At 31.6% G+C, this 23,986-nt stretch carries 21 protein-coding genes and 1 tRNA gene; 9 read left to right on the top strand and 13 right to left on the bottom strand.

The genetic code is table 11. The annotated features are described in order from the left end of the window. Positions 1 to 305 precede the first annotated feature (305 nt). The 4 genes from ACOYLT_RS03780 to ACOYLT_RS03765 are packed head-to-tail and all read left to right on the top strand — an operon-like array spanning position 306 to position 2,473. Positions 306 to 692, top strand: coding sequence for an OB-fold protein (locus ACOYLT_RS03780; RefSeq protein ID WP_422852515.1), 387 nt, complete (start codon positions 306 to 308; stop codon positions 690 to 692). A 10-nt stretch (positions 693 to 702) separates the two neighbouring features. Next, entirely contained in the window at positions 703 to 1,566 is an 864-nt protein-coding gene (locus ACOYLT_RS03775; RefSeq protein WP_422852514.1) for a DUF5777 family beta-barrel protein, read from the top strand. A gap of 2 nt (positions 1,567 to 1,568) precedes the next feature. Continuing rightward, positions 1,569 to 1,916: a hypothetical protein gene (locus ACOYLT_RS03770; protein ID WP_422852513.1), complete on the top strand. Its 348-nt coding sequence runs from the start codon at positions 1,569 to 1,571 to the stop codon at positions 1,914 to 1,916. Between the two features lie 11 nt (positions 1,917 to 1,927). Further along, positions 1,928 to 2,473: a YceI family protein gene (locus tag ACOYLT_RS03765; RefSeq protein ID WP_422852512.1), complete on the top strand. Its 546-nt coding sequence runs from the start codon at positions 1,928 to 1,930 to the stop codon at positions 2,471 to 2,473. A gap of 33 nt (positions 2,474 to 2,506) precedes the next feature. On the opposite strand, the gene rimO is transcribed toward ACOYLT_RS03765, so the two are convergent. From rimO to ACOYLT_RS03750, 3 genes are all read right to left on the bottom strand, one after another. After that, positions 2,507 to 3,808, bottom strand: coding sequence for a 30S ribosomal protein S12 methylthiotransferase RimO (gene rimO / locus ACOYLT_RS03760; RefSeq protein ID WP_422852511.1), 1,302 nt, complete (start codon positions 3,806 to 3,808; stop codon positions 2,507 to 2,509). 123 nt (positions 3,809 to 3,931) lie between these two features. Continuing rightward, positions 3,932 to 5,437 (bottom strand): OmpP1/FadL family transporter, encoded by a 1,506-nt coding sequence (locus ACOYLT_RS03755; RefSeq protein ID WP_422852510.1) that lies wholly within the window; start codon positions 5,435 to 5,437, stop codon positions 3,932 to 3,934. A 73-nt stretch (positions 5,438 to 5,510) separates the two neighbouring features. Continuing rightward, entirely contained in the window at positions 5,511 to 6,461 is a 951-nt protein-coding gene (locus ACOYLT_RS03750) for a hypothetical protein (RefSeq protein ID WP_422852509.1), read from the bottom strand. A gap of 100 nt (positions 6,462 to 6,561) precedes the next feature. Here ACOYLT_RS03750 and proS point away from each other — a divergent pair, with 100 nt between their 5' ends. The 4 genes from proS (at position 6,562) to typA (ending at position 10,492) form a co-directional block, all read left to right on the top strand. After that, entirely contained in the window at positions 6,562 to 8,040 is a 1,479-nt protein-coding gene (gene proS / locus ACOYLT_RS03745; RefSeq protein WP_422852508.1) for a proline--tRNA ligase, read from the top strand. 77 nt (positions 8,041 to 8,117) lie between these two features. Further along, positions 8,118 to 8,189: transfer RNA gene (locus ACOYLT_RS03740), tRNA-Glu, on the top strand. Positions 8,190 to 8,215: 26 nt separating this feature from the next. Beyond that, the gene (rpsT, locus tag ACOYLT_RS03735) at positions 8,216 to 8,467 is read left to right on the top strand and encodes a 30S ribosomal protein S20 (protein ID WP_422852507.1); all 252 of its coding nucleotides are present in this window, start codon (positions 8,216 to 8,218) and stop codon (positions 8,465 to 8,467) included. A 228-nt stretch (positions 8,468 to 8,695) separates the two neighbouring features. Continuing rightward, complete coding sequence (gene typA / locus ACOYLT_RS03730) at positions 8,696 to 10,492, top strand: translational GTPase TypA (RefSeq protein WP_422852506.1); 1,797 nt, start codon at positions 8,696 to 8,698, stop codon at positions 10,490 to 10,492. A gap of 68 nt (positions 10,493 to 10,560) precedes the next feature. On the opposite strand, the gene ACOYLT_RS03725 is transcribed toward typA, so the two are convergent. From ACOYLT_RS03725 to ACOYLT_RS03680, 10 genes are all read right to left on the bottom strand, one after another. Then, entirely contained in the window at positions 10,561 to 15,660 is a 5,100-nt protein-coding gene (locus tag ACOYLT_RS03725) for a T9SS type B sorting domain-containing protein (RefSeq protein WP_422852505.1), read from the bottom strand. 41 nt (positions 15,661 to 15,701) lie between these two features. Continuing rightward, positions 15,702 to 16,538, bottom strand: coding sequence for an ABC transporter permease (locus ACOYLT_RS03720; RefSeq protein WP_422852504.1), 837 nt, complete (start codon positions 16,536 to 16,538; stop codon positions 15,702 to 15,704). An 11-nt stretch (positions 16,539 to 16,549) separates the two neighbouring features. Continuing rightward, a complete protein-coding gene (locus tag ACOYLT_RS03715; RefSeq protein WP_422852503.1) occupies positions 16,550 to 17,446 on the bottom strand; it encodes an ABC transporter ATP-binding protein in 897 nt (298 codons plus the stop codon). A 124-nt stretch (positions 17,447 to 17,570) separates the two neighbouring features. Then, positions 17,571 to 19,409, bottom strand: a complete 1,839-nt coding sequence (locus tag ACOYLT_RS03710) for a hypothetical protein (protein WP_422852502.1) — start codon at positions 19,407 to 19,409, stop codon at positions 17,571 to 17,573. Positions 19,410 to 19,557: 148 nt separating this feature from the next. After that, on the bottom strand, positions 19,558 to 20,616 hold the full coding sequence (locus ACOYLT_RS03705) for a nucleoid-associated protein (RefSeq protein ID WP_422852501.1): 1,059 nt from the start codon (positions 20,614 to 20,616) through the stop codon (positions 19,558 to 19,560). Between the two features lie 98 nt (positions 20,617 to 20,714). After that, a complete protein-coding gene (locus ACOYLT_RS03700) occupies positions 20,715 to 20,969 on the bottom strand; it encodes a four helix bundle protein (RefSeq protein WP_422852500.1) in 255 nt (84 codons plus the stop codon). 112 nt (positions 20,970 to 21,081) lie between these two features. Beyond that, positions 21,082 to 21,618, bottom strand: a complete 537-nt coding sequence (locus ACOYLT_RS03695) for an IS1096 element passenger TnpR family protein (protein ID WP_422852499.1) — start codon at positions 21,616 to 21,618, stop codon at positions 21,082 to 21,084. A gap of 69 nt (positions 21,619 to 21,687) precedes the next feature. Next, on the bottom strand, positions 21,688 to 22,233 hold the full coding sequence (locus ACOYLT_RS03690; protein WP_422852498.1) for a hypothetical protein: 546 nt from the start codon (positions 22,231 to 22,233) through the stop codon (positions 21,688 to 21,690). 122 nt (positions 22,234 to 22,355) lie between these two features. Next, a complete protein-coding gene (locus ACOYLT_RS03685; RefSeq protein ID WP_422852497.1) occupies positions 22,356 to 22,808 on the bottom strand; it encodes a DUF1456 family protein in 453 nt (150 codons plus the stop codon). A gap of 161 nt (positions 22,809 to 22,969) precedes the next feature. Beyond that, a complete protein-coding gene (locus ACOYLT_RS03680) occupies positions 22,970 to 23,443 on the bottom strand; it encodes a hypothetical protein (RefSeq protein WP_422852496.1) in 474 nt (157 codons plus the stop codon). 115 nt (positions 23,444 to 23,558) lie between these two features. Between ACOYLT_RS03680 and ACOYLT_RS03675 the strand changes: the two genes are divergently transcribed. Next, positions 23,559 to 23,960 (top strand): excinuclease ABC subunit B, encoded by a 402-nt coding sequence (locus ACOYLT_RS03675; RefSeq protein WP_422852495.1) that lies wholly within the window; start codon positions 23,559 to 23,561, stop codon positions 23,958 to 23,960. The last annotated feature ends 26 nt before the right edge of the window (positions 23,961 to 23,986 follow it).

Raw genomic sequence — 23,986 nt, 5'->3', positions numbered from 1 at the left:
TTGTTACAAAGCTCGAAACACTTTCTGTTTCCCAAAGCAAAAACCAAACCTATGCTCAACTAAAAATTGATTTTGAAATTGGTTTTGAAGACTTTGAACTATTTTGGTTCTCAAAACCAATGAATGCTTTGAAAGATTTTGGACTACTTACATTGTAGCATTTAGATGATGTAATATTCACTAAATCAAATCTTAAGAAATCTTAGAATAGGGTTGTTGTAAATTTGTATGTTTCAGTATCAAATTAAAATAGTAATTGATAAAATCTTCACCGATAATATTTATATTTGAATTACAAAAAAAGCATGAATAAAAAAGTAACGTTTTTAATAGTATTTATTCTTATTATATTTATAGGTTGTTTAGGATATAATTATATAATGACTGCTGGAGCAAGAGATATCCCATCTGAAAAATCGGAATTCACTACATCAGCAACTGCTATTTTTAGTGAGTTTTCAAATAAACCTGAAATGGCAACCAAAAAATACTTGAACAAAACTGTACAAATTTCTGGAAAAGTTACTAATATTGGTAAAAATGTGATTACGTTAAACGAGAAAGTTTCTTGTCAATTACAAGTTTCAGAAAAAGTTACTATGGGTAGTCAAATTAACATTAAAGGTCGAGTAACAGGTTATGATGACCTTATAGAAGAATTAAAATTAGACCTTTGTTTAATTGTAAAATAGAAATAAAAAAATGAATTTATCTAAAATTGCTTTTACTGTATTTTTTCTTTTTGTGTTTAGTTTCTCGAATGCACAAGATGATTTATTGAATGAATTAGACTCTGTTAGCAAAGAAAAGAAAGAAATTGAAATTGCCGCTTTCAAAGGATTACAAGTTTGTACTATGCAATCAACAAAGCTTGCATCCAAAGGCGAGTGGTATTTTTTAGTATCACACAAGTTTGGTGATTTAACGAATGGATTTGAAAATTTCTTTGGTTTTGATAATGCCTCAGCTAAAATCGGAGGTTTGTATGGCGTAACAAATTGGTTAACCATCGGTTTTTCACGTCACACTTTGAATAAAAACTATGAAGTATCAGCCAAATATAAGTTTGCTGATCAAGAAGTTGATGGTTTTCCAGTAACTATTGTAGGTTATAATACTATGGATATCAACTCTAAGTTAAGTAAAGATGAGTTTCCCGAATTGAAATCATCTAGTAGATTTGCTTTTAGTACACAATTTCCAATATCGAGAAAGTTTTCTAACAGCTTTTCTTTAGAATTAAATCCGATTTATATTCATAAAAATCTTTACGAACCTTTATTTGAAGAAAAAGATAATTTTTTATTGGCTTTTGGTGGAAGGTATAAATTGTCAAAAAGAATTAGTTTGAATATGGAATATGCCGCTCGATTGAATGCTAGAGAGGCCAGTTTTTATCATAATCCGGCAACAATTGGTATAGATATTGAAACTGGTGGACATGTATTTCAATTGCTATTTTCAAACAGTCAAGCAATGAATGACGTTAGTTATTTTACTAATGCCAATGGAATAACAGAAGGGAAAGGAATTTATTTTGGTTTTAACTTATATAGAGTTTTTTAAATATGAAAGCAGTAAAAATTATAATCGTATTCATGATTGCATGTTTTATTGGGTATTCTTGTGATTCTACAACTTACGAAGAAATATCTGGAGAAGTTGAAAATCCAACCTATTCAAAAAATATAAAACCTATTATTGAAAATAATTGTTTATCATGTCATAGTGCAGCTGCTGCTGAATATCCTACTATGGAAACCTATGCTCAAGTAAGAGATGCTGCCGAAAATGGAAATATGATTTGCAGAATTGATGACCAATCTTGTGGAGCAGTAATGCCACAATCAGGTAGAATGCCACAAACTAGAATTGATATAATAAAAAAATGGGTAGTTAACGGTTATCCAAACTAAAAGAAAGTACTATGAAAAAGATGTTATTATTCGTTGGATTGTTATGCTCTACTTATTCGTTTTCTCAAAAGATGATTACTCGTTCTGGAGAAATAAAATTTGAAGCATCAGTGCCGGCTTTTGAGGAAGTTGCTGCCAAAAACAATACAGCATCTTGCATTTTTGATAAATCCACAGGCGAAATTGCTGTTTTGGCTTTGGTTAAAGCTTTCCGATTTAAAGTACCTTTAATGGAAGAGCATTTTAATGAAAATTATATTGAAAGTGATAAGTTTCCAAAAGCTACTTTTAAAGGAAAAGTGACTAATTATGATGCAACAAAATTGTTATCTGGGAAAGCAACTTTTGATGTTGAAGGGGATTTCACCTTACATGGAGTAACTAAAAAAGTAAAAATCAAAATCACATTTGTTCAATCTGGTGAAAAGCTTGTTGCAACGTCAACTTTTAAAGTTAAGTCACTAGATTACAATATCAAAATACCATCAGTGGTTAAAAGTAAAATTGCAGAATCTGCAGAAATTGATTTAAAATTCGATTTAGAAAAGAAAGTATAATTTATAATCTTAACTATTTACAGTTTTAATTATTTATAGCGGTTCACCATAAAGGTCAAATTCTGTGGTTTCTATAATCTTCACGTTTACAAAATCTCCTGTTTTTACATAGAATTTTGAAGCATCAATAAGAACTTCATTATCCACATCTGGGCTATCAAATTCTGTTCTTCCAATGAAATGTTGGCCTTCTTTTCTGTCAATAACACATTTGAAGGTTTGCCCAATTTTTTCTTGATTTAAATCCCATGATATTTGAGACTGTATTTCCATGATTTCAGCTGCACGCGCTTGTTTTACCTCTTCTGGAACATCATCTTCTAGTAAGTAGGCATGAGTGTTTTCTTCATGAGAATAGGTAAAACAACCCAATCTTTCAAACTTCATTTCTTGAACCCAATCTCTCATGTTTTCAAAATCTTCTTGCGTTTCTCCTGGATAACCTACTATCAATGTAGTTCTAATGGTCATTCCCGGAACAGCAGCACGAAAATCCTGTAAAAGCTTTGTAGTTTTTTCTTTGGTAGTTCCCCGTCGCATCGATTTCAAAATATTATCAGAAATGTGTTGCAAAGGAATATCTATGTAATTACAAATTTTTGGCTCGCGTTTCATTAAATCCAAAACATCCATTGGAAAACCAGTTGGGAAAGCATAATGCAGTCGTATCCATTCAATACCTTCAACTTTTACTAAGTTTTCTAATAATTCAGCAAGATTTCTTTTTTTGTATAAATCCAACCCATAGTAAGTTAGGTCTTGAGCAATAAGTATCAATTCTTTTACACCATTTTTTGCTAATCCTTCTGCTTCTCTAACTAATTTTTCAATAGATTGTGATACGTGTTTGCCTCGCATTATTGGAATAGCACAAAAACTACAGGGACGGTCGCAACCTTCTGCAATTTTTAGATAAGCATAATTTTTAGGTGTGGTTGTGATTCGTTCACCAAGCAATTCGTGCTTGTAATCGGCACCAAGTGCTTTTAGTAAAAGTGGCAATTCGGTAGTTCCAAAATATTGGTCTACGTTAGGGATTTCCTTTTCTAAATCGGGTCTGTATCTTTCTGATAAACATCCGGTAACAAAAACTTTGTCAACTATACCTCGTTCTTTTTTATCGGCATATTCAAGAATAGTATTTACTGATTCCGCTTTTGCATTATCTATAAATCCACAAGTGTTTATTACTACAATATTTCCTTCTTGTTCATGAACAACTTTTTTGCCACTGGCTTTCAATTGACCCATTAAAACCTCACTGTCATAGGTATTTTTAGAGCATCCAAGGGTGATAACGTTAATTTTATTTTTCTTTAATGACTTAGTTCTCATTGATTTTAAATTGGAGTGCAAAATTACATTATTTATTCCGAATTATTCTTCTAGTGAATTATTATAAAAAATAAGAAACCGCTTCAATTGAAACGGTTTTACTTTTGTGAATAGTATTATTATTTAAAAATTTATGGAATAACTAATAGTAATGTTATTGTTTTGTCTGCTAATTCTTGCAGGATCTGTCATCCCTGAAGAAAGGAATGTTTGATTTAAATTTCGGTGATCATAGGAATAGGCCAAATCTATTCTGCTGTCGTCAAAAGTGTAACCAAGTCCGCCAGTATAACCTGTCAAATCTCCTAAAGTCTGATCCACTTTATAAGGACTTTCTTCAAAACGATAACCTGCTCTAAGGCTTACTTGTTTAATTCTATATTCTCCACCAACTCTAACTTCAATAGCATCTTTTAAAGCGTTTTGCATGAAATTATTTAAACCTGTATAATCATTTTTTGGTCTAAAAGTGGTTGCAGTATAATCTTTTGTAGAAATATCAGCACTTATTAATCCTTTCTTTCCAAAAATGTAAACTAAACTTCCTGTCCATTTTCCGGGTGTTTGAATTTTATAAGGAAGATAAGTCAAAGGGTCATGAAAGGATTTTGGATATTCATTGTTATCTGGATTGTTTAAGCTATGAGTGCTTAATTGTTGTTGTAATTCATCTGTTAATCTGTACCAAGTTGGAGATTCATAAGACAATCCAATTCTTAAGCTTTCTATAGGTTTAACAATAGCTCCTAAATTAAGAGAAAAACCAGAACCAGTAGTTGTTAATTGATTTTCAAAAAGTATTTCTGTAATTGTTGAACCGGTATCATAAACAGGATTAGTATTGCTTTCATATACAGAAAAAGTTTTTTGAATATTTACAAAGTGAAAATTCAAATTTCCCCCGAGAAATAATAGGTCTTTATAGGCCGCTGAAAAGTTTGCCGTTAATTTACCGTTATAACCCGATGTTGAGATTTGATTTTCTTGATAATAATTTCCTCCGGTTGGAATGTTTGTATAATAGGAAGTATTGTTTGGAGTAGTATTACTAGCTTCAAAAATATAAGTATCATAGCCTAAATAAGCTTGTTGCTGATAAAAATTTAAATCATAGTAATTATAATTGGTCAATACATTTGTTTGAATTCCTTGAGCAATATCCAAAAAATAATTCCCTATTGAGTTATATGGATTTGTTCCAGCAGAAAACAAACTATTGTTAAAATTATTTGAATTCTCATAATTTAAAGCAAAAGCAATTTTTTTCCAATCATTTTTACTGTTTTTAGTATCTTTAAAAATAAATACAGCTCCAATTTGATTGATATCTAAAGTGTTGTCATTATCATTTGTATATTTTCCGAAATATCTTGATTTATTTTTAGCATTATATACAGAACCTGTTATAGTTCCATAATTGTTATTGAAAAATATTGAGCCAGCTGGATTTACATTAATTGATGATAAATCACCACCAACTGCGCCAAATGCACCACCCATGGCTCTAAATCTTGCAGTGCCAGTTAAGTTGTCAACAGCAAGTCTTAAAGCGTCTTCAGGTGTTGTCTCTTGTGCTTGAATTGAAACAAATGAAAATCCTAAAATTATTGATAAAAAAATTTTTTTCATGGTATGATTGTTTTTGTTTAAAAAAAACTATGCTGATTAAAAAAAAAGATAGCTATAAAAAGTTTTTTTAAATTTATCTTCTTCCCCCAGAAGATCTTCCCCCGCTAAATCCTCCCCCAGACGGACTTGCCCCTCCATAATTTGAGCTAGGAGTGTAAGATCGTGTAGGAGTATTTGATTCAGTTCTAGTGTTTTCTCTTGGTTGAGTTGGACTTGGATTAGAACTAGGTCTTGGTGAGCTATTAGAATTAGTTCTACTAGGAACAGAATTATTGATATTTCTAGGGTTATTAAAGTTGCTTCTAGTGTTGTTAAAATTATTATTTCTTGGAGTTGCAAAGTTGTTATTTCCTCTTACACCATTAAAATTGGTTGATGAATTTCTTGTGTTGCCACTTCTAGCACCAACAATTCTGTTTCCATAATCTCCATACGAATAGCCTCTTCTGCCACCAGAGTGAGAGTAATAATAGTTGTTATAATAATTTCCGCCCCAATAATTACCATACCAACCAGGTCCATACCAATTATTCCATCCAATTCCCCAACCCATACTCAGTCCAGGTCCATACCAGCTATTCCATCCCCATGAAGGACCATACCAACTATTCCAACCCCAATAACCACCATACCAATAGTTATTCCAATAGCCATATCCCCAATTATTATCATACACATTTACAGTTACTGTCTGAGGATTGTTTCCCCAACTAGAATTGTTAGAATTTGAATTGTAATTTTCAGTAGTATTAGCAATTGTATCAATATTAGTTGAACTATAATTATCCACATTAGTAAAAATGTCTTGGTTATTATTTAAATCACTAAAGTACTCTTGATATTTACTACTTTGTGAATTGCTATTAGAAACAACTGTTCTATTTGATTGTGAATTTCCATAAACACCATCACTATCATAGTATGAACTATTTTGATAAGAACCACAAGAGGAAATCACAAATGCGATTAGTCCACATATCGAATAAATGGATAATCTTTTACGGGTAAAATAATTAGTTTTCATATCTATAGCATTTTTATTGTTGGACTATACAAAAATAGTTAGTTTTGCCAAACTATTTAGTTAAAATTAGTTAAACAATTTTTATGCCAAAACATTCAATATGAGCAAGGATTTGACAAAAAGAGAAGAAGATTATTCAAAGTGGTATAACGAACTAGTTGTTAAGGCAGATTTAGCCGAAAATTCTGGGGTTAGAGGCTGTATGGTTATTAAGCCATATGGCTACGCTATTTGGGAAAAAATGCAAGCAGAATTAGATAGAATGTTCAAAGAAACAGGGCATAGTAATGCCTATTTTCCTCTTTTTGTACCTAAAAGCATGTTTGAAGCCGAGGAAAAAAATGCTGAAGGTTTCGCCAAAGAATGTGCTATTGTTACCCATTATCGATTAAAAAATGATCCTGACAAACCAGGAAAATTGATGGTTGACCCTAATGCAAAGCTAGAAGAAGAACTAATTGTTCGCCCAACGAGTGAAGCTATTATCTGGTCTACTTATAAAAATTGGATTCAATCTTACAGAGATTTACCTTTATTAATTAATCAATGGGCTAATGTAGTAAGATGGGAAATGAGAACTAGATTGTTTCTAAGAACTGCAGAGTTTTTATGGCAGGAAGGACACACTGCACATTCCACAAAGGCAGAAGCTGTTCAAGAGTCTGAAAAAATGATGCATGTTTATGCTGATTTTGCTGAAAATTTTATGGCTATTCCTGTTGTAAAAGGGATAAAAACGGCCACTGAACGATTCGCAGGAGCAGAAGAAACCTATTGTATTGAAGCATTAATGCAAGATGGAAAAGCATTACAAGCAGGAACTTCACATTTTCTTGGGCAAAATTTTGCTAAAGCCTTTGATGTGAAATTTGCTAATCATGAAGGAAAACAAGAATATGTATGGGGAACGTCATGGGGAGTTTCTACTCGTTTAATGGGTGCTTTAGTTATGACTCATTCTGATGATAACGGATTGGTTTTGCCACCAAACTTGGCTCCAATACAAGTTATCATTGTTCCAATATTCAAAACAGACGAAGAATTTGATAAAATTTCAAATGTAGCGAACGATTTAGTTACTCAGTTGAAAAAATCCGGAGTTTCTGTTAAGTTTGATAATCGAACTACACAAAAACCAGGATATAAATTTGCGGAATGGGAATTAAAAGGGGTTCCTGTTAGAATTGCTATTGGACCAAAAGATATAGAAAATGAAACCTTTGAAATCGCTAGGCGAGATACATTGACAAAAGAAGTTATTTCAAACACTAGTGCAGTACATTATATCAATCAATTGTTAGAACAAATTCAGAACGATTTATACAATAAAGCTCTAGAATACAGAAATTCACACATTACTGAAGTTAATTCTTTTGAAGAATTTAAAGATGTTTTAGAAAGAAAAGCGGGATTTATATCTGCTCACTGGGATGGATCTTCAGAAACTGAAGAAAAAATAAAGGATTTAACTAAAGCTACAATAAGATGTATCCCATTAAATAGAGTAGAGCAAGAAGGAATTTGTGTTTTTTCTGGAGCCAAATCTCTTGGTAGGGTGCTATTTGCAAAAGCTTACTAAAAAAAATAAAAAAAAATATATACTAATCTTGCGAAAATAAAAAATAGTTGTATTTTTGCATCCGCATTGAGAAAGACGGCCCGTTCGTCTATCGGTTAGGACGCCAGGTTTTCATCCTGGTAAGAGGGGTTCGATTCCCCTACGGGCTACAATTTTAAACAAAATAAAAGAAAAAATGGCAAATCACAAGTCAGCTTTAAAAAGAATTAGAAGTAACGATAAGAAAAGAGTATTAAATAGATACCAACACAAAACTACTCGTAATGCTATCAAAGCATTAAGATTAGCTACTGATAAATTAGAGGCTTCTGCGAAATTATCTACTGTAATTTCTATGATTGATAAATTAGCTAAGAAAAATATCATTCATGATAACAAAGCTGCTAATTTAAAATCTAAATTGACAAAACACGTTTCTAAGTTATAGTTAAATGCATAAAATTACTATCAAAGCACTCCTCACGGAGTGCTTTTTTTATTTATTAATATAAAAATTTAAAATCGTTTTTTAAAGCTTCTACATAGTAAACTTTACATTTAGTTATCCCAGTTTTTAATTTATCAAAAACCTTTATTTTTTTAATATGTAAACTAATTTGTTATTGTTTTTTTAGCTGAAAATAAAGTGTACCTTTGCACCCACAAAAAAGCACACATGGAATCTATTAGAAACATTGCAATTATTGCACACGTTGACCACGGTAAGACAACTTTGGTTGATAAAATTATGTATCACTGTCAATTATTTCGTGAGAATGAAAATACAGGTGATTTAATTCTTGACAATAACGATCTAGAGAGAGAGAGAGGTATCACTATTACTTCAAAGAATGTTTCTGTAGTTTATAAAGGAACAAAAATTAATATTATTGATACACCAGGTCACGCCGATTTTGGGGGTGAAGTTGAACGTGTATTAAATATGGCTGATGGAGTTTGTCTTTTGGTAGATGCTTTTGAAGGACCAATGCCACAAACACGTTTTGTGCTACAAAAAGCTATAGACTTAGGATTGAAACCTTGTGTGGTTATTAATAAAGTTGACAAAGAAAACTGTACTCCTGAAGAAGTTCATGAGAAAGTTTTCGACTTAATGTTTGAATTAGGTGCAGAAGAATGGCAGTTAGATTTCCCAACGGTTTACGGTTCAGCTAAACAAAATTGGATGTCTGATGATTTCAGAAATGTTACAACAAACATTGAACCATTATTAGATATGGTAGTTGCTCACGTACCAGCTCCAAAAGTATCTGAAGGTACACCCCAAATGTTAATTACATCTTTAGATTTTTCTTCATTTACTGGTCGTATTGCTATTGGAAGATTAGAAAGAGGAGAACTAAAAGAAGGAATGCCAATTTCTTTAGTAAAAAGAGATGGTAGGATTTTAAAATCAAGAATAAAAGAATTACACACTTTTGAAGGTCTTGGCCGTAAAAAAGTAGAAAGTGTAATTGCTGGAGATATTTGTGCTATCGTTGGAATTGAAGGTTTTGAAATTGGGGATACTGTTGCCGATTTTGAAAATCCTGAAGCTTTACAGACAATTGCAATTGATGAACCAACAATGAGTATGTTGTTTACTATTAATGACTCCCCATTTTTTGGAAAGGAAGGCAAATTTGTGACCTCTCGTCATATCAGAGATCGTTTAACTAAAGAGTTAGAGAAAAATTTAGCAATGAAATTAGGTGAAACTGATTCAGCTGATAAGTTTATGGTTTTTGGTCGCGGTGTTCTCCACTTGTCAGTGTTGATAGAAACTATGAGAAGAGAAGGATATGAAATGCAGATTGGTCAACCTCAAGTTATTATTAAGGAAATTGATGAAAAAAAATGTGAACCAATAGAAGAATTAACCATCGATTTGCCTGAGCATTTATCAGGAAGAGCAGTTGAATTTGTAACTATCCGTAAAGGAGAAATGTTGAGTATGGAGGCTAAAGGTGAACGTATGATTATTAAATTCAACATTCCATCTCGAGGAATTATTGGTTTAAGAAATCAATTGCTAACAGCTACTGCAGGAGAAGCAATCATGGCACACCGTTACATTGGATACGAACCTTACAAAGGAGAAATTCCTGGAAGAAACAATGGTTCATTAATCTCTATGGAAAACGGTAAAGCAATTCCTTATTCTATTGATAAATTACAAGATAGAGGCAAATTCTTCGTGAATCCTAATGATGAAATCTATGAAGGACAAGTTATTGGCGAAAATTCTCGAAGCGATGATATGGCTATCAATGTCACAAAAGCCAAAAAACAATCAAACGTTCGTTCCTCAGGAAATGATGAAAAAGCAAGAATTATTCCTCCGATTATTTTCTCATTGGAGGAAGCATTAGAATATATTCAGAAAGATGAATATGTTGAGGTGACACCTAAATCTATTCGTTTGCGTAAAATTTATTTAAACGAGAATGATAGAAAACGTAATAAAATCTAATTTTCAACTTGCATAAAAAAACTATCACCTAAAAACTGATAGTTTTTTTATGAATTTTAAATAGTTATTTATCGTTTCAAAGCAAAATGTCCTTTTGCACTTCTTCCATCCTCAAATTCAATGGAATACCAATAGTCATCAGCTGGTAATTGATTACCATTAAAATTTCCGTCCCAACCAGCGCTTGTTGCTGAGAGTTGTTTTAATAATTTACCAAAACGGTCAAAAATAGATATTACAGATTTAGAATTGGAAAGCAAATTGGCACCTTTTACATTCCAATAATCATGAAAACTATCACCATTTGGTGTAAAATAATGAGGAATTCCTAATACGGTTGCCGCTAAAGGGCCGAGTGTTCCGCAACCATTTTTATCTCTTACAAATATTTCATGAAGCCCCATGGGAACATTGTTGAAGAAATTGCTATCCTGATAAGGTCCATTTATATCGTCAATAGCAAATTCATATACTCCAGAACCAGTATAATTGATTAGTATAGAATTGATATCAGACAAATCTACGATATGAATATTTTGAAGAGTTGCTATTTCAGAACCAGTTACAGCAATTGTTCTTGTTTTGGAACAATTAGATGCATTTGACACAGTTACACTATAAATCCCTGGACTATTTATTGTCAAAGTTGGATTGGTTTGACCATTTAATATGGCACTATTATCGTACCATTGGAAGCTATAATTTGAAGTTGAAGTTTGATCGAGAATTCCTGCATCAATCAAAGCTTGCGTATTTGGTAAACAGATTATTATACTTTCTTCTTGGTCAATTTTTGGAGTAGGACGAACTACAAAAGGAATGATAAGTTGTGCATTACAAGCTGTATTTATTGGATTTTCGACAACTACTCTAACATTTTGTGTGCCAGTTTTGAAAGGATTGGGCAATTGATTTGGAATTGTAGTTGGAATTGTAGTTGGAATTAAACTATTATTTTCATCATAATAGTAAACATTCATTCCGGTTTGTGTTCCTAAAATGGTATTTAGAAAATTAGTTGTATCAAAATCGATAAATCCATCTTGGTCAATTGGATTGGGTTCATCATCACATCTTGATGTTAAGTTAGGGTCAATGGCAAACGCTTCTGGAAAATCATCAACAATAAATTGTAACGTAATCTCATCATAACAAGGCGTTCCACCAGTTTGCGTTGTATTATTATTTACTCTAATTGTAATGGTTTCCGTACTATTTACAAAAAACGGATTGGGAAGCGGTGATGGTAATGTCGTTCCATTTGACCTAAAATACTGAACATTTACGCCAGTTTGACCATTTAAAACAGCAGCTTGAATTGTTGAGGTGTTGAAACCATAAATTCCGTCTTGATTGTCATCACATTGACGAATTAAATTTAAAGGATTTACTGGATTTGCGGTAGGAACGGGTTCAACGGTAAGTGTAACGAAATTTCCTAGACCATAACATTGGTTGTCTAAATTGCTATCAATACGAACATATATTTGCTGAACATTTGGCGTGGTGTTGCGATAATTTGCAGGATTAATTGGGAAAGTTTCTGCTTCAGCATTTGCTAAGTTTTCATAATATGTAATGGTGTAATTTGAACTTGGCGGTGGCAGTAAATTTTGAATTTCGGGAGTAACAGTGTCAAATATAAAAACTGAAGTCCCATCAAAATCTGATGAAATCCCAGCGATAGCGTCATCACATTTTGCAAAATTGCGTTGAAAAGTAGCTTCACTAATTTGTGTTGCAGAAACCACCACATCGATGCGACCTACAATCGGACAACCATCTGAATTTACAACGCGCACCCAAACCGTTGTGGATGAAGTAGTATAAGCAATTGGATTATTTATCTGAAATGCTGGATTATTATTTTGCGCCGCTGCTTGCGTTGTAAAATAGGAGAACGTGTCCGTGACAAAATTTGGTGATATTGAAGGATTTTTTACGGTTAAATTAACTGCTGATATTCCGTCAGTATCAACATCACATTGCACAATACTAATGGGTGTGGTAATTATCGGTAAAGGATAGGTAGTCAAAGTAGCTGGACTAGAAATTAATCCACAAGAATTGCCAATTCTATTTAAAACTACTCGATATTGATGATTTGGTGTGGCAGGTGTAACATTAGTAACCGTCATTGAAATAGCGGTAGTTCCAAAATAGTTAGCATTGTTTGTTAAATTTGTCCATGTGGTGCCACCATCAGTAGAAATTTGCCATTGATAACTATCGGCAGCGGTCGGATTTACCGTAAAACTGGCACTTAGCGACTGACATACTTGCACGCTTACTGGTTGGCCGACAATTGCTATCGGCGAACCAATCGTGTAATTCGCATTCGGATTACCATAACCCGTCCCGCTTGTTACCATTCCGTTAGTTAGGTTAACAGTTGGAGGAACAGTTCCGCCTAAAAGACCATCACCGTTACTATCTGAATATCCAGCTTCAATGACATCGTTACACAAATCATTGTCACTGTCTAATTCTATGTAATTAAATATTCCATCAGTATCAGTATCGGCTAATGAGTAGTTTACAATTCCACTATCAGTCGATGTTTCTAATGAGTTGGCTAAACCATTGACACCAAAATTGGCGCCATCTATAATTCCATTATTATTGAGGTCGGTTGCATTACTTCCTGACTCATCTAGATCATGGATTCCGTCATTATCAGCATCTAAATCAAGATAATTTGGTATCGAATCAGAATCGTTATCAGCTGGTGTTGTTCCTGTTACAAAGGCATCATCTATTCCATCATTATTGGTGTCAATATTTGAAAGAGCTATAACATTGGTTCCTTGGTATTCTACCAAATCTGTTATGGAGTCATTATCACTATCATAATCATTTTGGTCAGCAATTCCATCTCCATCAGAATCTTTAGGGACACAAGTAGCTAGTAACCTTAAGGCAACTCGGCTAGTACTTGTGTTCACAAGGTTTATATTTGTAATTAAAATAGAATTTATGAAATTACCTCTGATAGAGAATGTTCCTGTTCCTGCTACTAAAGGAATATTACTGTTTAAACGAAAACGAATTTCAAATGAGGAATATTCAGTTATTCCATTTTCAAAAATCCCATCATAATTAGTATCAATAAGAATTTGATTGTCAGGGTTCAAAACCGTCAATGTTTTATTTACAGGACACGTAATTCTTATCTCTGTAGATGACGTAAACAAATCTGAATCCAAAGCAGTTGAAGCATATTCAACAGCTAGACTAATAGGATTTGTGAAATTGGATACCGTATAATTTATTTTATTTTCTTTTCCTTGAGCGGCCTCTGTTACAAAATTTCCATTTGCATCTCCTATAATGGGATTTGTCGATGGAATTCCTGTTCCTGAAAAAGATACTGCTCCTGTGTATGCATTTGTGTAATTTCCAATATTTATTGAGCCACCATTCGTATTTGTTAAATTAAAATTTTGATTTCCATAGGATTCTGTACAATTTGTTATACCATCATTGTCATTGTCAAGATCGTTATTATTATTAACACCATCATTATCTGAGTCAATCGGACAAGTGCTCACAGGGATTTTATCAGAGTCTTTAGGGTCACTACAACCTGCAATAGTTGCAGAAACATAGTAATAGCCTGGTGCTGTGGGTGTATAAGTGCTATTTGTTTCATTTTGAATAACTAAATCATTAAAATACCACTGAAAAGTATCAAAAGGACTCAGCGTATTTACCGATAAATTGGTGTTTGGAATACAACTAGATTGTAATACGTCTATTTGATTGAAAATCACTTCTGGTTTAAAGGTAAATCCAGAATAAAACCCACCAAAAGTTGCTGCACCACTGGAACCATATGCAGCCAAATATAATTCCCCAGTAGAATATACAGAAACATTACCCGTAACACCAGTTAAAACATAAGTTTCGTAGTCTGCATTTCCAGTTACATTTGTTGGGCCATTAACCGATACACCAAACGGTAAAGTAGCTAATGTATAATTAACTCCATTAATAATAAAATTTAAGGTTGAACCTGTTTTTGTTACCAGAGTTACTCTACCAATAAATTGTCTATTCCCTACATAATCAATAAATGGAATATTGTCTATCACTCTTGGTGTTTGACAACTTAATGGAGGAACAAAAAACATTTCTTGATTTCTCTGATCAGATGAGCTATTATCCCCTATGCTTTGGTAGGCAAATGTTTTTTTAGAGGTTTGTACATATAAATTTCCATCGGTATTAAATACATTTCCAAGAATTTCATAATAATTACCAGCGTTTATAGTGGCGATGGCTATTGTTGAGCCATTTATGAAAATTTGGGTATTATCTTCATCTGCCACCAAAAGTACTTTTTCAACTTCTGAAACACCTGTGCTTTTAATAAAAACATATTCCGTTCCTGTTCTTTCGGCAGATACTATTTGATCAAAACCCAAATCCAAATTACCTACAGCATTACTTCCACCAAATGAACCACAGTTTAGGGCGATAGGTTTGTCTGAAGTTACTAGGGAACCAATTAATCCATTACGGTTAGCCGTGTTGGGGCCTTGAACTGCCAATACATAACTTTGACCACTATTTAACGTAATACTAAAAGGACTGTTACCTGTTGAGCTATTTATTGGTGTGACGTTTGTTTTTAGATTGCTAAAATTTACAATTGTGTTATTTTCAGTTGCTAGCACAGAAATAAAAGTTGTATGTTTTTCATCATAATTACTTAATAAAACGTTAGTAAAAGCACCAATTCTGAATCGATTTCCCAAAGAGGCGAGGCCTTTTGAAACTAATTCTCCAGCTTGATTTCCATTTCCAGCTGTAACTCTTGCAGATACATAGACCAAATCATCAGCTTCTACGATATAACCTTTATTGCTGAAAATGGTATTGGATAAAGAAGCATCAACATGAAGATGTGTATTGTTACCAAATCCAACATTATAGACATAAGGCTCATCTCTAGAAACTTTCCCAAAAATGGTAGTTCCGCCTAATTCAATAATTCTAAAGTTTATTTTAGTAATACTAGGTGTTGAAATATATAAAAATTGATCTTCAGAAATAATAATACTAGAACCGGAAAGAGGCGGAATATAATGTGTTTTGCTAAATTGAGAGAAACAATTTAGGCTTACTGTAAAAGTAAAAAGTAAAAAAAATAACTTATTTTTCATTCGCTAAAATTAATAAATATAAAAGAAAAGTAAATGATTGATTATAAATCTCTTTTTTTGATTATTTTATAGGATAAGAAAATGAATATCGCTGTCCATACTAAAACAATAATAATTGATGAAAAATGCACACTATAATCTTTAATTGAATTTTCACCAACTGCTGATTGCAAGCTTTTAATAGCACTTAATCTTGTAAAAGGCTCAACAATTATATTACTCATAGATTCAAGCGGCATGAAAGTATAAACTTGATCTACTCGTGGATCACGATTGAATATATCAAATTTTAAAGTTAAGTATGTTATTTTTTCAACCAAAAACCAAACAAAAAGAAAACCTATAGCAAAAGCTGAACGTTTAACTAAGACACCAAGAAATAAACAAAAAGAGAAGAAGCCAACTAATTTAACAAAATAGGCTAGGAGGTACTCTAAATCTGAGAAAACAATTCCTAATTCAATGTAAGACGAAAAGCTGTAGCCTAAGATCAGTGACATTATAAAAACAAATACTGTTGATGTTAAGGCAAAAAGGATAACGGTTAAGAATTTTGATAACACAAATTCTTTTTTGCTCATACCATCAATTAAGTTTTGTTTTAAAGTGCCATAACTATATTCATTGGCCATCATTGAAACGATAACTATAGCTAAAAAGAATTTTAAAATGGCAGCAATATAAGTGTTGAAATGCCAAATAAATGGAAAGTTAAAGATTCCCATCTGTGCAAAATGCAACTCAAAACTTCCAATGTTGAATTTTATAGAAGCAATTAAAGCAATAAACGAAAGGATAACAAAATAACTTAGAGTCAATATTCTACTGGCTCTGTTTTTCCATATTTTTTGTAATTCTATAGAGAGTAATCTATACATGATTGCGACTTTTATATATTTGTTAGTGCTAGAAATTGTTCTTCTAAACTCAGTTTTTTATTTACTAAATGATTCAAATAAATTCCTTTATCAGATAAAAGTTTGTTTAATTGCGAAGCTTCAATATCATGTTTAAAATGTACAATAACTTTTCCGTCTACTTCTGAAACCTTTTCAAAATCAGGAAGATTTTTTAAGGATTCAATAAGCGTTGAATTATTTTTCGCTTGAAGTTCAAAGAATCCTTTTTGATTAGTCATTCCATCAACAGTTCCGCTGTATAAAATTTTCCCCAAACGAAGAACTAAAACATGACTACATACTTTTTCTACTTCATCCAAGAGGTGAGAAGCCAATAGAATTGTAGTTCCTTGTGAAGCAATGAGTTTAATAATATCACGAATTTGATGTATACCTTGTGGGTCTAAACCATTAGTTGGTTCATCAAGGATTAAAATTTCGGGGTCATTCAGTAGGGCGGAAGCAATGGCTAATCGTTGTTTCATTCCAAGTGAAAAAGTTTTGAATTTGCTGTCTTTTCTATCGATAAGCCCAACTATTTCTAATTTTTCAATTACTTTAGAGTAATCTACACCTTTGATTTTACATACCAATTCTAAATTTTCTTTGGCAGTCATATAAGGATAAAAATTAGGTCTTTCAATAATAGCACCCACTTTTTTTAACGCCTCATGGGTTTGCATTGTGCCGCCAAACCAACTGTAATCTCCAGAATTTTTGTTGACTACATTTAAAATGATTCCTAATGTAGTGGACTTTCCCGAACCATTTGGCCCGAGAATTCCATAGACATTACCTTTGTGTATTTCTAGAGAAACATCTTTTACAGCATGAACTTTCCCGAAATGTTTATTGAGTTTGTTTATAGAAAGAATAGTTGTTTCCAAAAGTAAATTTTTTAGGTTAAAGATATGACGAATTAAACTTTAAATTGTTACTGCTTTTTTATTGAAATAGAATTAGCTAATAAATTGTTTTAAAAACTTATAATTGGCGACTTATAAAATATTATTATCTGTACGGAACAATAATCGGTTGACCAATTTGAAAATCTGGCAAAGCTAAATCATTGTTTTTAAATGAATTAGTTTTGAATATATTAATCCCTTCATAGGGAATAGATGGATAATATGAAAGAGAGATTTGAAAACTATTAAATACCAAATAATCATTATTAATTAATACTCCCAAACTAAATTTTGAATATAATTTATGATCAAAAACTTGATTGGATTTGTCTCCCAGTAATCCAAAAGTAGTATTAAGATAGGGACTAAAGTGAAATCCATGCCAATTTCCTGGCGCATAGGTTTGAGTTTGTAGAGCAAGAGTTAATTTTTTTGTCCCGTTAATTAAGGGATTATTAAAACCTACAATTCCATTTTCGTCTGAGATTATAACTCTATCTTTTATAATTGGTGCTCTGTTATTTCCTATAGTCAGTATAGGTTTTATGAACTGTCTAATTTTCCAATCGCCGAGATACAGTAAATTAGTAAAATAATTTGTTTCAATTTTAAAGGTCATTTCTTCGGTTATTCCATTAGTAAAAAAACTTCCCCATTCTATATTTGTTCCTAAGTAGCCAAAGGAGAAATAATCACCATAGGAAAATCTTCCACCAAAGTAACTTCTTCTTTGATAATTTTTATCTTGAAAACCTCCTGTTAATGCATAAACCTGTCCATAGGGAACGTCTTCTATAATTCCAAAATTGAACAAGTATTTGTCTTCATAAAACTTTCTAGTATTTAAGCCAATTGTCGCTAGATATAATTTTTCTGAAGCAAAAAAACGTGAACTATCATAAGCTAAAGATGGTGTTATTAAATAACTGCTATTTTTATAACCTATTGAAGTAACTAGATTAGTGGATCTAAAATCGATATTTTTCCCTTTGAAGATTTTAAATGAATGCCCAAACCAGTAGTCTTGTGTTTCTAACTTAAAAGATTGTTTTGCAAATAGGGTATTGTTATCTGGTAATGAATCTATATAAAACTTGTTTTCAAAATACATTCCTCCAGCCAATCTGGTTAATGGTGAGTAAAAAGGGCGTTCTATTTTTATGCTTTTAGTAGTATAATTATTCAATGAATTCTCGTAAGAAATGGTAGTGTTAATAAAAGTGTTTTTAATATTACTTATAGAATATCTTCCTAAATAGGCATTTTGATCTGTTGTAAAACGTTTAGTAAAATCATTTTCAAATTCGTGACCCAATCCCAAAAAGTTTCTTTCTGTAATTTCAAAATTGGCTTGTGTGTTAGAAAGTGAACCGTTTGGAATTAAACTCCAAGAATCTAAAACTCTAATAGAAACATCAACAGAATCTTTATTGTTTGGAATTTCAATAGGTTTTATGATTACACTTCTTACATAGCGTTGCCTTCTTATCAAACGTTCAGATTCTTTTGTCTTAAGAGAGTCTAAAAGTTCATTTTTTTTAAAAAGTAACAAGTTTTTAATTGTCCAGTTTTTGGTTTTTAAATGTAATCGATTGCCTGTTTTTTCAAAACCTTTTTCAGGCACATCTTTATGATTTTCAACAGCATATCCAAACGGGTCTAAAGTTTCGATATAAATATTTCTTATGATTTTACCTTCCGATCTTTCAAATGATTTTTCGATAAAATATTTATTTCTGTTCGAATTAGAAGTGGGTTTTACTTTCCGATTAGACTTGAATAAAAGTTTGTAAATAAATTTATTGAATTTATTTTTGTTAGAAAAGTTTTCTATTTTTTTGTATACTTTGACCGAATCATTACCAATGTTTTTTTCCTGCCCTTGAAGATTTTGACAAGATAGAGAAAACAGAAATATTCCAAAAAATAAATTTTTTAACATTGTATAAGTAGAGCAATTTTGACAAATGTAAAGAAATATGATAGCTGATTTATTGTTTTTAACATTGTCTGCTATATTCAAAATTAAAATATCCTCAATCGATTTATCAATTGAGGATAAAATTCTTAGGTTTAGGTTATAAGGTAATTTAACTTTTTTGTTCTTTATTAAAATATACCAAGTAGTAATACATTTGTTTTTCTTCGTCCCAACCTTTTTCAACATATTTCTCAGCACTTTCTGGGTTGATGAAATCTAATTTGATTTGGATATTAGTGTCTAAATTGATTACGTTTTTAATAGATTTTCTGGCATCGCTTACGGCAGCATTGGCAATTGGAAAATTAGTAATGTCTTCAATACTATATTTTTCACCTTTATCTACTTTATAGTTTTTGAACTCAGGGATTAAGTCTGGATTATCTAAAACTTCGTTCAAGAAATTACTTTCTTCAAACTGATCGTTTTTGGCAAAATAATTGACCGAACGGTTCATGAACATTACTTCTTCTTTCTTGTCTTCGGCAGGGAAAACGACATCTTTTGCAAAACCTTGGCAGAATTTCAAATACTTTTTAGTGAAGAAATTTTCATCTTGAAACGCATCTACCGAAAGGAAGTGCTCTAACCAATAACGTGTATCATAGCGGTTGCTGTCTACCGTTAAAATTTTATACCCTTCTTCTTTTTTGTGGTTAAAAATTAAGCAACCTTTATCTAGTTTGTTAAGGTTAATACCTTGTTGTAAAATCATTTCTAGCGTAGTGCCTTTTTCTTTAAACTGCATAAAATCAGTTTGAATTTCACTTTTAAAGACACCTATAGCATCAACTATAGTATTATCAATATTCAAATTGGTAATATGCGCCACATAAACTTCTCCATTCTTTATGTGTGGATGATTTGATTGTTCAAAAAGATGTTTGGTAATCTTTTTTGATACTTCATGAGTTTCACTTGGATTAGTGAAAATTTCGGTAACCAAATTGAACATATCGTTATATTCTATATCTACTTCGTGTGCAAACTGAAAATAGTTTTCTTCTTTTTCTCGAAATGGTTTGAAAAAATATTCCTTTAACAATGGAACAATTTCATCATTCAAATTATAGGGTTGGTCTGAAAGGAAAATAGCTTCGTTTCGGCTTTTATTTCCTACACGGTGTATTGATAAGCTCTCAATATGAGCATTAAATAGGTTGATCATTTTTTTTAAGTTGCTGAGTAACTAAGTGACTGAGTTGCTGAGACTATTTTAGCTTTTTTGAAAAGGAAATAATCATTGCTTCTAGTTCTCTAGTTTATTCATATATTTTTAAATTCGATTTCGTTTAAATAGTTGATGTTTTTTGCAATTTCGATTTGTGTTTGAAATTCAAACAAGGAACTGATTGCAATGTTTATAAATCTATAAAATTCTTTGTTGCTCTCTCTACCATATCCTTCAGCAATATTACTTGGTAGTGAAATAGCACTTCTTCTAATTTGAGAAGTCAATCCGAATAATTCTTCTTTTGGAAAATTTTGTGTTAACTTATAGGTTTGGGTCACTAATGTCATTGATTTTTGCCAAATAAATAAATCTCTAAAAGTTTTTTTTTTTTTGATTTTATAGTTTACTCAAATATAAAAAAACACAGCAACTTAGCTATTGAGTCACTAAGTGACTTCGTTAATTCCAATTTTCCTCAAATCCAAAGTCTTCAAAACTATCATCTCCACTAAACATATCAAGATCTTCTTCGTCTAAGTCATCTTCAAATTCTGAGTAAAAATCTTCGCCTTCAGCTTCAAATTCTTTCTCGGGAGCAATGGTTGGCAATTCGCCATGAGAGAATAAAAGATTTGGATAAATCACACTAATTTCTTCTTCTTCAACAGCTGCAAGTTCAACTAAAAACGTCCACATATTGATAAAATCATACACATAGATAATCTTGGTTTGGTCTTTGCCTAATAATTGATTTAAAGCATAATCGCTCATGATTTTTTGTTCACCTGCTACATCGCCAGTATCAAACATTGGAATTTCATCTTCTTGATTCCATTGATCATCGCAAGTATAGAAGGAAGCCACTTCTAAACCATCAAAACCAAAGGCGTTTACAATGGCATTATGCAAATCTTCTAGAGTATCTTCTTCTTGGATAGCAATGTCCCTGAAAACATCTTCTTCAGCATCGAGAATTGCTCTGAATTTATAAATCATAGTTCTAATTTTTTAAAGCGAACAAAGTTAAAATTTTAATTGTGAAAAATGAAGGTGTGTGATGAATTGTTAATGAGTTTGTTTTTTTAGTTTTGATAAAATTTCTTGTAATTCTTTGCATTCTCCAGATAATCCAAACTGAGAGGCATCGTATCGTGCACCAACTATAGAATTCAAACTACAATCCGAAGAGATTTTAGCAATTCCAATAACTTTATTTTTATTTCTAAAAACTAGTATGGTTCGGTATACTTTTTCACAAGCTGGATAATCAGGTTTTTCTACTGTTCTGAGTGAAAATAAATGACTTATTTTAGCATTTAAGGTTTTAGGAAGTGTTTCTTTTTCAAACGCTAAAATCTCCATGTTATTAATAAACAAAGTATCTAGCGTGCTTACGGGTACTTTTCCTTTAATGATTTGTAATAATCCTTGTTCTTTTCTGGATTTGTTTTGTTTTTTTATTATGGCATTTATTGTATCATCCGAAATAGTTTTATGATAATAATCTATTTGGTCAAAAAAGAAGAACGGTAAATCGCTTTGGGCTGTTGGCTCTTTTTTGTTACAAGATACTGCCAAAATGCCTAATAGAAGGAATATCGCTTTTTTCATTTTAGATCTTTTTTATTTTAATATTACTTAAACCTTAAAGGTTTAGCAAAACAAGTTACAAATTTTATAGGCAAGCGCTAGACTGCTTGATAAGGGCAACAACTGTAAATAGATTAATAAAACTATTTTTTACCATTTTTAAACTTAACCTTTTCAACTACTTGTATTTTTGTTGTTTGTTTTTTATCTTTAGAATTAAAAGGTTTTTTCTTGATTTCGGTTTTTGGTTTTATTTCGCTCCGTTCGCTTTTTTCTCTGGTGAATTCTGTTTTAGTTTCTACTTTAAGCTTAGTAACTATGTTTTTTTTAACTGTTTCCTGATTTTGTTTTATCACATCCATAGCATTTTTAGGATTTTCTTTGGTGCCACGCAAATGAATAACCAATCCGTTTAAAAAATTGCGCAACACTTGATCTCCACATTCCATGAAATTTGGATGGTCTTCATTTCTAAAAAAGTTACCAATTTCTCCTTTTGACATTCTGAAATCAACTAGTTCTAGTATTTCTACAATTTGATCATCGCGAAGTTGAAGAGCCACACGTAGTTTTTTGAATATATCGTTATTGTTCATGTTTATGCTGAATTTGGTTTAGCCTCTTTTGTGCTGAAAATTAAAATATTATTTTTTGTCGTTTTGGTAAACTAAAACAGCCAAAGGTAAGTCTTTTAAACTTTTATCTCCATAATTTAAATAGGCTGTTTGCCATTAGGGATGACCTTATGTTTAATTTTTTATTCTAATTCTTTCTTTTTCTTTTTTGACTTTTTGGTATCATTACCAAAACCTTTTTCATCCCTCAGTATTTGGTATTTTTCTTTTTGCGACGAATTCAAATAACTGTTGATTATTTTTTCAGTTTTTTCTTGAATGGCTTGATATTGTTTGGTTTTGTCTTCTTGTGATATCTCACTTTTCATCAAAATATCAACACTCTTACTATTCCCAATCAATTCATTTTTGATGGCAATGTACTGAAGATCGTCAAGGGTTAAATTATCTTTTAACTGTTTCATAAATTTATCTACTCTTTCAGTTCTAGCTTTAGTAATTTCCTCTGGTGTTGGCTCTTTGGGTTCGTTATTTTGAGGAATTTGATTGCTTCTATCAAAACCACCCATTCTATTACCATAAGGGTTACCATATTGAGCTGTAGCATTCATAGTAGATAGTACAAGACAAATAAACACTATTTTTAAAGTTTTCATAATAGTCAAAATTTAAGAAGTCAAAATTAAATAAAATAATTGTGCATCAATGTTAAAAAATAAAACATTATAATATCACAAAAATTAATATTTTAGCTAATAATTAAATTAATTAATGAGCAACTACGAAGAAAAATTATTGCTATTAGCGGAGATGATTACTTTTTCTGTGGTTGATGGAAAATTGCACGAGAGAGAATATCTTTTTCTCACTATGATTGCTGGTGAACTTCAAATTAATTCAGAAGATTTTAAAGCGTTGTTTCATCAAGAAAATTATTCAATGGTCATCAAGTCACAATTTGAGCGTGTTCAGCAATTTTATCGTTTAGCATTGTTAATGCATTGCGATGGAGTTTTGCATGAACGCGAACAAAATAAAATACATGAAATTGGAATTACTATGGGATTAAATCCTCATGCTATCAAACGTGTTTTGAAAGCCATGGAAATTTCTCCAACTAAAATTATTTCTCCAGAGTTTCTTTTAGAAGTTTTTCAAGAACAGTTAAACTAAAAATTAGACAGTTATTAGTTTTATAC

Source organism: Flavobacterium sp., assembly GCF_049318185.1.
GTDB lineage: Bacteria > Bacteroidota > Bacteroidia > Flavobacteriales > Flavobacteriaceae > Flavobacterium.
The sequence above is the reverse complement of the archived record's forward strand: the minus strand, read 5'-3'. Positions and strand labels throughout refer to the sequence as shown.

Bases quoted from the DNA above. Each gene is read 5' to 3' on its own strand.
- ACOYLT_RS03780 (WP_422852515.1), top strand. From the start codon at position 306: ATGAATAAAAAAGTAACGTTTTTAATAGTATTTATTCTTATTATATTT.
- ACOYLT_RS03775 (WP_422852514.1), top strand. From the start codon at position 703: ATGAATTTATCTAAAATTGCTTTTACTGTATTTTTTCTTTTTGTGTTT.
- ACOYLT_RS03770 (WP_422852513.1), top strand. From the start codon at position 1,569: ATGAAAGCAGTAAAAATTATAATCGTATTCATGATTGCATGTTTTATT.
- ACOYLT_RS03765 (WP_422852512.1), top strand. From the start codon at position 1,928: ATGAAAAAGATGTTATTATTCGTTGGATTGTTATGCTCTACTTATTCG.
- rimO (WP_422852511.1), bottom strand. From the start codon at position 3,808: ATGAGAACTAAGTCATTAAAGAAAAATAAAATTAACGTTATCACCCTT.
- ACOYLT_RS03755 (WP_422852510.1), bottom strand. From the start codon at position 5,437: ATGAAAAAAATTTTTTTATCAATAATTTTAGGATTTTCATTTGTTTCA.
- ACOYLT_RS03750 (WP_422852509.1), bottom strand. From the start codon at position 6,461: ATGAAAACTAATTATTTTACCCGTAAAAGATTATCCATTTATTCGATA.
- proS (WP_422852508.1), top strand. From the start codon at position 6,562: ATGAGCAAGGATTTGACAAAAAGAGAAGAAGATTATTCAAAGTGGTAT.
- rpsT (WP_422852507.1), top strand. From the start codon at position 8,216: ATGGCAAATCACAAGTCAGCTTTAAAAAGAATTAGAAGTAACGATAAG.
- typA (WP_422852506.1), top strand. From the start codon at position 8,696: ATGGAATCTATTAGAAACATTGCAATTATTGCACACGTTGACCACGGT.
- ACOYLT_RS03725 (WP_422852505.1), bottom strand. From the start codon at position 15,660: ATGAAAAATAAGTTATTTTTTTTACTTTTTACTTTTACAGTAAGCCTA.
- ACOYLT_RS03720 (WP_422852504.1), bottom strand. From the start codon at position 16,538: ATGTATAGATTACTCTCTATAGAATTACAAAAAATATGGAAAAACAGA.
- ACOYLT_RS03710 (WP_422852502.1), bottom strand. From the start codon at position 19,409: ATGTTAAAAAATTTATTTTTTGGAATATTTCTGTTTTCTCTATCTTGT.
- ACOYLT_RS03705 (WP_422852501.1), bottom strand. From the start codon at position 20,616: ATGATCAACCTATTTAATGCTCATATTGAGAGCTTATCAATACACCGT.
- ACOYLT_RS03700 (WP_422852500.1), bottom strand. From the start codon at position 20,969: ATGACATTAGTGACCCAAACCTATAAGTTAACACAAAATTTTCCAAAA.
- ACOYLT_RS03695 (WP_422852499.1), bottom strand. From the start codon at position 21,618: ATGATTTATAAATTCAGAGCAATTCTCGATGCTGAAGAAGATGTTTTC.
- ACOYLT_RS03690 (WP_422852498.1), bottom strand. From the start codon at position 22,233: ATGAAAAAAGCGATATTCCTTCTATTAGGCATTTTGGCAGTATCTTGT.
- ACOYLT_RS03685 (WP_422852497.1), bottom strand. From the start codon at position 22,808: ATGAACAATAACGATATATTCAAAAAACTACGTGTGGCTCTTCAACTT.
- ACOYLT_RS03680 (WP_422852496.1), bottom strand. From the start codon at position 23,443: ATGAAAACTTTAAAAATAGTGTTTATTTGTCTTGTACTATCTACTATG.
- ACOYLT_RS03675 (WP_422852495.1), top strand. From the start codon at position 23,559: ATGAGCAACTACGAAGAAAAATTATTGCTATTAGCGGAGATGATTACT.